The 11,018-nt window shown below is 42.9% G+C and carries 8 protein-coding genes, 1 tRNA gene and 2 pseudogenes; 4 read left to right on the forward strand and 7 right to left on the reverse strand.

Annotation, left to right across the window (positions count from 1 at the left end; genetic code table 11):
• Positions 1 to 17 precede the first annotated feature (17 nt).
• Complete coding sequence (epd, locus tag WDV74_RS12830; protein ID WP_338883163.1) at positions 18 to 1,037, reverse strand: erythrose-4-phosphate dehydrogenase; 1,020 nt, start codon at positions 1,035 to 1,037, stop codon at positions 18 to 20.
• Between the two features lie 289 nt (positions 1,038 to 1,326).
• Positions 1,327 to 3,321, reverse strand: a complete 1,995-nt coding sequence (gene tkt, locus WDV74_RS12835; RefSeq protein ID WP_338883165.1) for a transketolase — start codon at positions 3,319 to 3,321, stop codon at positions 1,327 to 1,329.
• A gap of 574 nt (positions 3,322 to 3,895) precedes the next feature.
• Here tkt and WDV74_RS12840 point away from each other — a divergent pair.
• Positions 3,896 to 4,447 carry a GNAT family N-acetyltransferase gene (locus WDV74_RS12840; protein WP_338883166.1) on the forward strand — a complete coding sequence of 184 codons (552 nt, stop codon included), beginning with the start codon at positions 3,896 to 3,898 and terminating at the stop codon, positions 4,445 to 4,447.
• A 46-nt stretch (positions 4,448 to 4,493) separates the two neighbouring features.
• On the opposite strand, the gene WDV74_RS12845 is transcribed toward WDV74_RS12840, so the two are convergent.
• Both WDV74_RS12845 and dnaQ read right to left on the reverse strand, forming a co-directional pair.
• A tRNA-Asp gene (locus WDV74_RS12845) sits at positions 4,494 to 4,570 on the reverse strand.
• A gap of 137 nt (positions 4,571 to 4,707) precedes the next feature.
• The gene (gene dnaQ / locus WDV74_RS12850; RefSeq protein ID WP_338885610.1) at positions 4,708 to 5,457 is read right to left on the reverse strand and encodes a DNA polymerase III subunit epsilon; all 750 of its coding nucleotides are present in this window, start codon (positions 5,455 to 5,457) and stop codon (positions 4,708 to 4,710) included.
• A gap of 1 nt (position 5,458) precedes the next feature.
• Here dnaQ and rnhA point away from each other — a divergent pair.
• Positions 5,459 to 5,991 (forward strand): annotated as a pseudogene (rnhA, locus tag WDV74_RS12855) (ribonuclease HI).
• Between the two features lie 8 nt (positions 5,992 to 5,999).
• Here the strand turns inward: rnhA and WDV74_RS12860 are convergent.
• Positions 6,000 to 6,716: a methyltransferase domain-containing protein gene (locus WDV74_RS12860; RefSeq protein WP_338883167.1), complete on the reverse strand. Its 717-nt coding sequence runs from the start codon at positions 6,714 to 6,716 to the stop codon at positions 6,000 to 6,002.
• Positions 6,717 to 6,768: 52 nt separating this feature from the next.
• Here WDV74_RS12860 and gloB point away from each other — a divergent pair, with 52 nt between their 5' ends.
• Both gloB and mltD read left to right on the forward strand, forming a co-directional pair.
• Positions 6,769 to 7,524, forward strand: coding sequence for a hydroxyacylglutathione hydrolase (gene gloB, locus WDV74_RS12865; RefSeq protein ID WP_338883169.1), 756 nt, complete (start codon positions 6,769 to 6,771; stop codon positions 7,522 to 7,524).
• Positions 7,525 to 7,596: 72 nt separating this feature from the next.
• Positions 7,597 to 8,928 (forward strand): murein transglycosylase D, encoded by a 1,332-nt coding sequence (gene mltD / locus WDV74_RS12870; protein WP_338883170.1) that lies wholly within the window; start codon positions 7,597 to 7,599, stop codon positions 8,926 to 8,928.
• A 12-nt stretch (positions 8,929 to 8,940) separates the two neighbouring features.
• Here the strand turns inward: mltD and WDV74_RS12875 are convergent.
• A pseudogene (locus WDV74_RS12875) lies at positions 8,941 to 9,073 on the reverse strand (IS982 family transposase); the annotation flags it as partial.
• A gap of 167 nt (positions 9,074 to 9,240) precedes the next feature.
• Positions 9,241 to 10,914 carry a cyclic peptide export ABC transporter gene (locus WDV74_RS12880; protein ID WP_338883172.1) on the reverse strand — a complete coding sequence of 558 codons (1,674 nt, stop codon included), beginning with the start codon at positions 10,912 to 10,914 and terminating at the stop codon, positions 9,241 to 9,243.
• Positions 10,915 to 11,018 lie beyond the last annotated feature (104 nt).

Raw genomic sequence — 11,018 nt, forward strand, 5'->3', positions numbered from 1 at the left:
TGTGACACAACAAATGATTATTTGAAACCGGTTGCGGCCATTGCCAGCGTCGTATCAATCATACGATTGGCAAAGCCCCACTCATTGTCACACCACACAAGGGTTTTAATCAGGTGCTTACCGCTAACCCTCGTTTGTGTACCATCCACAATAGCACTGTGGGGATCGTGGTTAAAATCCGTTGAAACCAACGGTAAATCAGTGTAATTCACTATACCACGAAACTCCCTGGCCGCTGATTTTTGCAGGAGCCGGTTCACATCTTCCACACTCACAGCCGAACAGACTGTTACGCTCAAGTCAATGGCTGTCACATTGATAGTGGGTACTCGAACAGAAATCGCCTCAAACCGATCATTAAATTTAGGGAAAATACGTGTGATCCCCGCCGCCAGTTTTGTATCAACAGGAATAATGGATTGACTGGCTGCCCGGGTTCGACGTAAATCACAGTGATAAGCATCAATCACGGGTTGATCATTCATCGATGCGTGAATGGTTGTCACCGTACCAGATTCAATATTGAACGCATCATCCAACACTTGGATAATTGGAATAATGCAGTTTGTCGTACAGGATGCATTAGAAACAATACGATCTTCGGCAACCAATGCGTGGTGATTAACACCATATACGACAGTTGCATCCAGATTATTTCCTCCCGGATGTGCAAACAGGACTTTCTTGGCTCCGCTGGCGATATGAGACTCTCCGTCTGCCCTTTCACCATACTTACCTGTGCAATCAAGAACAATATCAATACCCAACTCTTTCCACGGCAGAGCCGAGATATTCGGTTGATGAAATAACCGGATACTGTCGTCCCCTACTTGCAGTAAATCATTATTCAGGCGTACATCCCATGCAAAACGCCCATGACTGGAATCGTATTTCAATAAGTGAGCAATGCCTTGTGCATCTGCCAACTCATTGATAGCGATCACTGAAATTTCAGCTTGACGCCCTGATTCGTAAAGAGCACGCAAAACGCTGCGCCCTATCCTTCCGAAACCATTAATCGCTACCCTGATAGTCATGTTACTCCCTGAATTTCTCTGTAGTTACGCAACCGCTTAGGATAACTGAGCAATGTCTACTTGTACTGATAATTCATCATAAAATTAACCAGATTGTGACAGACAAAACATTTTATTATCTAATTTATGCACCTAACTGAAACGGTTCAGCAACTATAAAAAGCAGATTACGAGAAAAAAGGAATGATGGCAAGCGCCATTCGTCACATTATGGAAGAAAAGTTGAACAAAAAAAGAGCGCACTCGCTCTAAAATTGATACGAATGCGCTTATATGGATTATTTGCCGATTATTTCAGCAAAGCTGTTGCCTTGGCTACTACATTTTCAACAGTGAAACCAAACTCTTTGAACAGAACATCAGCAGGTGCAGATTCACCGAAAGTATTCATACCAACGATAGCGCCATTGATACCAACGTATTTGAACCAGTAATCAGAAATACCCGCTTCGACAGCAACACGAGCAGAAACTGCGGCTGGCAATACTGCTTCACGATATGCAGCATCTTGCTTATCAAAAGCATCGGTTGATGGCATAGAAACCACACGAACCTGACGACCTTCGGCGGTCAGTTGCTCAGCCGCTTTCACTGCCAATTCCACTTCGGAACCCGTAGCAATCAGGATCAATTCAGGCTGGCCTGCACAATCCTTCAGGATGTAAGCCCCTTTCTCGATATTCGCCAATTGCTCAGTAGTACGCTCCTGCTGTACCAGATTTTGACGAGAGAAGATCAGTGAAGTTGGGCCATCTTTGCGCTCAATGGCATATTTCCACGCAACCGCAGATTCAACCTGGTCACATGGACGCCATGTGCTCATGTTTGGTGTTACGCGCAGGCTAGCAATTTGCTCGACTGGTTGGTGAGTTGGACCATCTTCACCCAGCCCAATAGAATCGTGGGTATAAACGAAAATGCTACGCACTTTCATCAGTGCCGCCATGCGTACAGCGTTACGGGCATATTCCACGAACATCAAGAATGTTGCGCCATAAGGCACAAAACCACCATGCAGTGCGATACCGTTCATGATGGCAGACATACCAAATTCACGTACACCATAGTGAATGTAGTTACCATCCTGAACTTCGTTCAGAGGCTTAGAGCCAGACCACATAGTCAGGTTACTTGGTGCTAAGTCAGCAGAGCCACCCATAAATTCGGGTAGAACTTTACCGAACGCTTCCAGTGCATTTTGTGATGCCTTACGGCTGGCAATGGAAGCTGGGTTCTGTTGCAGCTTTTCAATAAATGCCTTGGATTCAGTTTCCCAGTTCGCTGGCAGTTCGCCACGGGTACGACGGTTAAATTCAGCAGCCAATTCTGGATAAGCTTGCGCATAGGCAGCAAATTTTTCTTCCCAAGTAGCTTCCTTACTCTTACCTGCTTCTTGGGCGTTCCAGCCAGCGTAAATGTTCTGAGGAATTTCAAACGCAGGATGTTCCCAACCTAGCGCTTTACGGGTTGCTTCAATTTCAGCATCACCCAACGGCGCACCATGACATTCTTCTTTGCCTGCTTTGTTTGGTGAACCAAAACCAATGATGGTTTTGCACATCAACAGGGATGGTTTGTTTGTTTCTTTGCGTGCTGCTTCAATGGCTGCCGCAATAGCGTCAGAATCATGACCATCTACGCCACGGATAACATGCCAGCCATAGGCTTCAAAGCGTGCTGCGGTATCATCAGTGAACCAACCTTCAACTTCACCATCAATAGAAATACCGTTGTCATCATAAAATGCGATCAACTTGCCCAGTTTCAGTGTACCCGCCAAAGAGCAAACTTCATGGGAGATCCCTTCCATCATACAGCCGTCACCCATGAACACATAAGTATAATGATCGACGATATCATGGCCTGGACGGTTGAACTGCGCCGCCAGTGTACGTTCTGCAATCGCAAAACCAACTGCATTGGCAATACCCTGTCCCAATGGACCAGTAGTGGTTTCTACGCCTGGAGTATAGCCATATTCGGGATGGCCTGGCGTTTTAGAGTGCAGTTGACGGAAGTTCTTCAAATCATCAATAGAAACATCATAACCCGTCAGGTGAAGAAGGCTATATATCAGCATGGAGCCGTGGCCATTAGATAACACGAAACGGTCACGATCAACCCAGCTAGGATTAGAAGGGTTATGGTTCAGATAGTCGCGCCACAGCACTTCAGCAATATCGGCCATTCCCATTGGTGCGCCAGGATGCCCTGATTTTGCTTTCTGCACAGCGTCCATGCTTAAAAAGCGGATAGCATTAGCAAGGGTTTTACGAGTGGTCATTCTTTACTCCAAGTCGGATAAAAGCGTTAGTGAACTAAGGACTAATTTTCGCAGCGCAGCATACAAGCCGCAATCATTAATGTCAGATAAGGAGAACTATCTTAATTGTTCTCAGACAATAATTCTTTGATTTACCCTGTCGTTTTGATCCTCTTCAAAGTAATGCATACAACGAAAGTTACTCTTGCGCAAATAGGGAGTCATTTCCTTGTTTGATTTGCGCAATAGAAAGCCACGTATTAGACACGATATTCAATAGGTTAATCAAGGCTAAAAAGGTGAGTTTTTCGGCCCAATTAGGTTTATGATGCAAAAGTAATACATCCTCTAATTCCGAACATTTACTCACTTCAAAGAACAGTAGTTTTGATAAATTCACTTGTAATATAATGCATTAAACTTCAAGTTGTAATTTACAACACGCTATGAAACCTGATTTCTCCCCACGAAGCGGGGAGAAATCACACACATTCTGCTTCATTTTATTATTGACATATGCATTTATTTTCATATACATGGCAAAAATATTATTGTACGGTATTTAACTTTCCTCTTACTCTAAGATCAATAATAAATGACAAGACCTATACCTGATTCAATATTAACTCCAGCCATCATACAATTAGATTCCATCAATACAAAACGCGATGAGCTTATCCAATTACTCCATAACTGTGTCGAAAGTAATGCCTCTATCGGCTTTATTGCGCCATTGAAAGAAAACGAAGCAGAACAATATTGGCAAGATGTCGAAGCAGATCTTATATCAGGTCATCGATTACTGCTTGTCGCGCTAGCAGGTGAAAACATCGCAGGTTCAGTGCAACTTTCCCTCTGCAAGAAAAAGAATGGACTGCACCGTGCCGACGTGGAAAAACTGATGGTACATACCGCTTACCGCCAGCGTGGGCTTGGTAGAAAGTTGATGAATGAACTTGAACGCCTGGCGAAACAATATCAACGCCATTTATTGGTATTGGACACGCGCACTCACGATCCAGCTTCTACACTGTATCGAAAATGTGGTTTTATTGAAGTCGGGCAGATCCCCAATTTTGTTATCGATTCCAACGGAGAATTTTCAGGGACAACGTATTTTTATAAATGGATTGAAGATGTTCTGTAAAAAAACAAAAAACCCTGAGTTAAAAAAACTCAGGGCTTATAAATTCTGGCGGTGCGGACGGGACTCGAACCCGCGACCCCCGGCGTGACAGGCCGGTATTCTAACCAACTGAACTACCGCACCGCATGGCGTTCTGGTTGAGAACGGGGTGGATAATACGGGCTACGATAAAATCCGTCAATCGCTTTTTATAACAAAATAGTTTATTTGCGCAGTATTTCGCCGCAATTATGCATTTACCCCTATTTTGCGGCTGTTTCTCAATGTATCTGTTCAGGTTTTATACGCCAAAGACAGCTTCCCCCCTTCTTTTCCACCAAATCCAAACGAGATTCATGCTGAATTAATTCTTCATCGGAAGCATAAACAATTCTCAGCCCTGACTGTGGGCGAGTAATCTTCTGGATTTCTGCAACCTGCGTACTGCCTGACGTTTCCCCTTCCATCGAAAAAGCCAATGATGTCTGACCACCTGTCATTGACAGATAAACATCAGCCAGAATCTCGGCATCGAGCAACGCCCCGTGGAGGGTACGTTTTGAGTTATCAATATGGTAACGATCACATAACGCATCGAGATTATTGCGTTTGCCGGGGAAAAGTTTCCTCGCCAATGCCAAAGTATCTGTAATAGTACAAAACTCAGCAGTGGGTGGAATATTGCGATTCAGTTTACTGAATTCATAATCCATAAAGCCAATATCAAACGTTGCGTTATGAATAATCAACTCAGCACCACGGATAAATTCAATGAACTCATCAGCGATATCAGCAAATTTCGGTTTATCCTGCAAAAATTCATCACTAATGCCGTGAACTTCAAACGCTTCGGGATCAACTAAACGTTCTGGCTTGATATAAATATGAAAATGGCGTCCAGTCAGACGACGGTTGATAACCTCCACGGCACCAATTTCAATGATGTTGTGTCCTTCATAGTGAACCCCTAGTTTGTTCATACCGGTTGTTTCAGTATCGAGGACTATTTGGCGAGTAATAGCAGTGCTCATCATGTTTTTTTGTGTCAGACTTAGATTTTTGATTAAAGACAATATAGGAAGAGTCTACCAAAAATGAACAAACAGGTAGAAATTTTCACCGATGGTTCTTGCCTCGGCAATCCTGGCCCTGGCGGATATGGCGTTTTACTCCGCTACCAACAGCAAGAAAAAACCTTGAGTGGCGGTTATTTTCGCACAACCAATAACCGTATGGAATTAATGGCAGCCATTATAGGATTGGAGGCTCTTAAACGTCCTTGTACCGTGATCTTGACGACGGACAGCCAGTATGTACGTCAAGGGATCACCCAATGGATCCATAACTGGAAAAAACGCGGCTGGAAAAAAGCGGATAAATCTCCCGTCGTCAATGTCGATCTCTGGCAGCGGCTCGATCAAGCTATCTCACGGCATGACATTGATTGGCGCTGGGTAAAAGGCCACGCTGGACATCGGGAGAATGAACAGTGTGATGAACTGGCTCGCACAGCCGCTAGTAACCCGACTCAAACGGATAATGGCTATATAGAAAGCGAAAATTAACCCGTCAATTAATAGCGTCGGTGAATATTTTTTGCTGCCCCCAACGCATTACTGAGTCTTGGTTTCATCAATGTTGCCCGCATGGGGTTCAATGTCAACGGTATTGTCCGTTTGCGGGCGATAATCACATTCAGACAACCAAATATTGACATACAGGAGTTATCAAAACGCTTTCCGTTTTGCCACGGTAAAACATGGAAGTTGGCGTGGTGGATAACTTCGTAATTAAGAAGACGCAGCCAATCCAATTGGCGCAGCATTGTAAACATTTGAGCTTTGCAAGATTGCCGACGATATACCGGAGCAATCATTTTCCTGAAACCTAATATACTCATTGGATTAAAACCACTGATAACCAACCAACCATCGTCTATCATGATCCTATCAACTTCTCTCAAAAGCCAGTGTGGATCAGTACTATAAGTCAACATATGCGCCAACAAACAGGCATCAACAGATTTAGTTGCAAAAGGGAGATAATTGGGATCAGTAATGACATCCATATTTTGCCCTTGTGATCCTATATTGACTTGATGGCTGACCAAACAGGAACGAGTATCAATTTCGGCACTTAAGTTACCAATTTTCACTAAATGAAAACCAAAGATTTTGGGCCACCATGGTTCCAATTGACGTTCCAGAGCGACACGGTAATATTCTCCCCATGGTAACTCGGCCCAAGAAGCAGGGAGGGTTATTTGCTTGATTAAACGTGCTGATCGCATGTCATCTTCCTTTCAACCTACTTATAAACCTACTATGAAAATGAGGCATATAATGGAGCTTATCAGGATACCGGCCCTTTCAGATAACTACATTTGGTTACTTTGTGATGAAAACAAGCATTGCGCTATTATCGATCCTGCTGAATCACAACCTGTGATTGATATTTTAGCAGCAAATCAACTTACTCCCGCTGCGATACTGCTGACGCACCACCATTATGATCATGTTGGCGGGGTTCCTGGACTACTCAAACAATATCCTGAGTTACCCGTATACGGCCCTGAAGAGACAAAAAACAAAGGAACAACTCATATTGTCTATGAAGATAACACGGTTGAAATAGGAAATTTTTCTTTCCGAGTCATCGCGCTGCCAGGACACACACTTGGCCACATTGCATTCTATCAGGCTCCCTATCTGTTTTGTGGAGATACTCTATTTTCTGGTGGTTGTGGGCGATTATTTGAAGGTACAGCTGAACAGATGTTTTCCTCTCTGGATAAAATTTCATCATTACCTGATGATACATTGATCTGCTGTGCTCACGAATACACGGCGGCAAATATGAAATTTGCAACAGCAGTATTACCCAATAATCAGATTATTCATGATTACTATCAAGAAATTCTTAAATTACGTAAAAATAACCAAGCAACAGTCCCAACAAATTTACAAACAGAGAAAAAAATTAATGTTTTCTTAAATTGCCACGATACTGATTTACAAAAAAATATCGGAATCAAATCTAATTCAATGTCACTTCCTTCTATTTTTCAGCAACTAAGGGCTTATAAAGATCGATTTTAACTTTATTGGGTTGTCTTCTACATAATAGGCCAGTATTATTGCTCGCCTTTTAGGCAAGCATCAGAAAAGAACATGAAGGCAAAAGTGATCTTGTTCAGCTCTGTTCTTCTTGCTGGGTGTCAATCGAGCCTACAGACAAAGGCTCCTTCCCAGCAACAAGCACAGAAGATGTTTTCAACGAACCAGAAAACGGACGGTATTGCAAAACCAGATGATACTGCAAACTGGAAGATAAGTCCGACAGCCCAACAAGATTTGTGGGGACATATTCGCGATGAGTTGAAAATGGAAGTTCCTGATAATAGCAGAGTGAACGAACAACAAAGTTACTACTTGAAACACAAGAGTCATATCCAAAACGTGATATCGCGTGCAGAACCATACATTTATTGGATAGTTGAGCAACTTGATAACCGACATATGCCAATGGAATTGGTATTGCTACCTGTAGTGGAGAGTGCTTTTGACCCCCATGCTACTTCCTACGCCAAAGCGGCAGGATTATGGCAGATTATCCCAAGTACCGGCCATCATTATGGTCTGAAACAAGATAAATGGTACGATGCTCGTCGTGACATTGCTGCATCAACAACCGTCGCTCTTGATATGCTTGAATCCCTCAACAGACGATTCAATGGTGATTGGCTTTTAACTATTGCCGCTTACAACAGTGGCGAAGGCAGGGTCATACGTGCAATCAAAGATAATAAAGCACAAGGAAAACCAACTGATTTTTGGTCGCTGTCACTACCACGGGAAACAATGCATTATGTTCCTAAGATATTGGCACTGAGTAATATCATTCACCATAATCAAAAATTTGGTTTCAAACTCCCTAAGCCTAACAACCAACATGCGCTGGCGAAGGTTGAAATAGGGCAACAAATAATGTTGTCACAAGCAGCTGAATTATCTGGGCTATCGTTGACATCAATCAGGGCATATAACCCAGGCTACAAACAAGGTATGACATCTCCTTATGGACCGCATTACATCATGCTACCAAAAAAGAATATCAACCAATTTAAGGCGTCTTTAGCAGATAAGGACATCTTGAACGACATCCGATTAGCAACTGAATACAATACACACAAATTACAGCAACGAAGCCACTATACCGTTCGTGCTGGAGACACATTGTCAACGATTGCAAAACGTTTCAAGACTACCCATCAAAAGTTGCAAAAACTAAATAGCTTAAAAACGGTAGATCGGCTCAAGATCGGTCAAGTGCTAAAAATCGATAACAATAGCCCGGTTACTTATCATGTGCGCAAAGGTGATTCATTCTTCAGTATCGCTAAACGTCATGGCGTGAATCTTAATGATTTGATTAGTTGGAATAAAAACTTAAAAATCAAAGAGATAAAACCTGGCATGGCGTTAACGCTTTATCTTAATTAACCCCAATTCCGTTTAAGCCATCATTGAAAAATCTTCTTCTGAGTAGAAGACTTCCAGTGATGGCTTATTCAATTTAAGGTAATAAGCAATCAATTAAAATACACAACAGAAGGCCTTTTATACTTCGGGGACGCGGATGCTCTATTTAAGACTAATCAACATCTTGAATATATGACTCGAAATACAGCTGATGGTTATTCACGATGGGCCGGAATATGCCTCCTCCGGCAAGCTTATGTGCGATCAGTGCGACTGATCCGGAAAGTGGGTTTACGAATCTCTCATTGGTAAAACCCACTGCATCCAGTCATATTACTGAACTATTACGGTACTATCATTCTTGATAAGTAGTCGACCATTTTCCAGCTTAATACAATGGTCAGCCAAGTGGAAAAAACGATCGTCGTGTGTAATAGCCAGTACTGCTTTACCGCGTGCGGCTAATTCGGGCAATAGTTCCTGATAGAATACCGCCTTAAACAGTGGATCCTGATCAGCCGCCCATTCATCGAACAGGTAAAATGGCCGATCTTCCAAATAAGCGACCACCAAGGCGAGGCGTTTTCGTTGTCCCAATGATAAGTCACGGGTTGAGAAACAACCATTTTCAATCTTTACCTTGTGATCTAAATGTAGTTTAGCGAGCAATGCGTTAGCACGTGCATCTAATGTCGAACCTGCATCACCCAAGCCTACCAATGTTTCGAAAAGGTGAAAATCAGAGAAAATCGCTGAAAATAATTGTCGGTAGTTTGCTCTGTTGCTGTCAGTGATTACCTGTCCATCAACAGTAATGACGCCGCTTTCTGGTGTATAAAGACCCACTAATAGCTTGGCAAGTGTCGTTTTACCACTGCCGTTACCACCAATTAGAAAAGTAATTTCTCCCCTTTTAAGTTCCATATCAATGGAACCGAGTTGGAATACTTCATCTTCTCTCTCTCGATAATAGCTGTGGGTAATGCCAGACAAGTGTAGTGAGTGAACTTCACCGAATTCGTTAGCACAGATTTGTGGGTCAAAGCGATCTTGTTCATTCAATTCAGAAAGTACATTTCCGATGCGATTCAGCGATACACGAGCTGCATTCAATGCTGGGATACTGTTGAGTAGCCCATCCAGAGGCATCAGCATAAAAAGAAAGATAATCAAATAGCCAGCCAGAGTCGTTGTTTCAAGGCCTGGTATCACAGTCGGGGCAAATATCACCACGCCTAAAAACACATAAAATAAGAAGAGGATCCAACCAGCACCAAAAGCATAAACACTAAAAGCACGGGTACGATGCTGACGTACCGCATCAATCTCGCTGCCAAGCGAGTGGGTAAAAAAAGATTGAGCACGTGAGAAGTGTAACTTCAACTCTTTCGCACCAGAAAATAAAGCGTTGAAATGATTGAAGAGACGGTCTTGTGCTTTACCCGCTTCCTTGAATGAATTAATCGCTCTGATTCCACCAAGGCTGTAACCGAGTGAGCCAATGATGACCACAGCCAATGCTAAGAAGAATACGGGCCAGGATAACCAGGCCAGATAACCCAGACAGCCTAGTACGATCGAACCCTGCATTATGATATTAGGTAAGGTGAAGAATAACATTGATACATTAGTTGCATCATCTGTGATGATAGATTGACCTCGAGAGGAACCCAGCAGTTCAATCTGGCGAAAGGGGGCACGTGCAACGCGTTCTGAAATAAGTTGTCGCATCTTCGCCATGGTATTCTGGCTTAATTTAGCGAAAATCACGCCACTGAGTATGCGACAGGTAATAGCCAACACAGCCAAGATACCAAAATACCAAGCGAGAGAAGAATAGTTATCACTGGGATTTGTCACAGCTCTATTAATTAGAGTGATCAAAGAGACGCTGGAAATACCATTGGCTATACTAGCAAAAATAGCAATGGCAAGTGCCCAGCGCGAACGGTACAAAAGTGAGAGTAAGATCTCATGGGCGGTTTTTTTTATTGTCGACGTGTTCATTTATAGTCCATAGATTATGTACATAACTAGCTGGTGTACTTATTGGTTAGAGCGATAAAATGCCAGCCCTGTAAGGCTGGCTAAAGTCATCGGGTTGAGTCACT

It is taken from the genome of Xenorhabdus sp. TH1, from assembly GCF_037260955.1.
Taxonomy (GTDB): Bacteria; Pseudomonadota; Gammaproteobacteria; order Enterobacterales; family Enterobacteriaceae; genus Xenorhabdus; species Xenorhabdus griffiniae.

Coding starts and splice junctions, on each gene's coding strand:
- WDV74_RS12860 (WP_338883167.1), bottom strand. CDS start 6,716: ATGCGATCAGCACGTTTAATCAAGCAAATAACCCTCCCTGCTTCTTGG.
- dnaQ (WP_338885610.1), bottom strand. CDS start 5,457: ATGAGCACTGCTATTACTCGCCAAATAGTCCTCGATACTGAAACAACC.
- epd (WP_338883163.1), bottom strand. CDS start 1,037: ATGACTATCAGGGTAGCGATTAATGGTTTCGGAAGGATAGGGCGCAGC.
- WDV74_RS12840 (WP_338883166.1), top strand. CDS start 3,896: ATGACAAGACCTATACCTGATTCAATATTAACTCCAGCCATCATACAA.
- WDV74_RS12880 (WP_338883172.1), bottom strand. CDS start 10,914: ATGAACACGTCGACAATAAAAAAAACCGCCCATGAGATCTTACTCTCA.
- tkt (WP_338883165.1), bottom strand. CDS start 3,321: ATGACCACTCGTAAAACCCTTGCTAATGCTATCCGCTTTTTAAGCATG.
- gloB (WP_338883169.1), top strand. CDS start 6,769: ATGGAGCTTATCAGGATACCGGCCCTTTCAGATAACTACATTTGGTTA.
- mltD (WP_338883170.1), top strand. CDS start 7,597: ATGAAGGCAAAAGTGATCTTGTTCAGCTCTGTTCTTCTTGCTGGGTGT.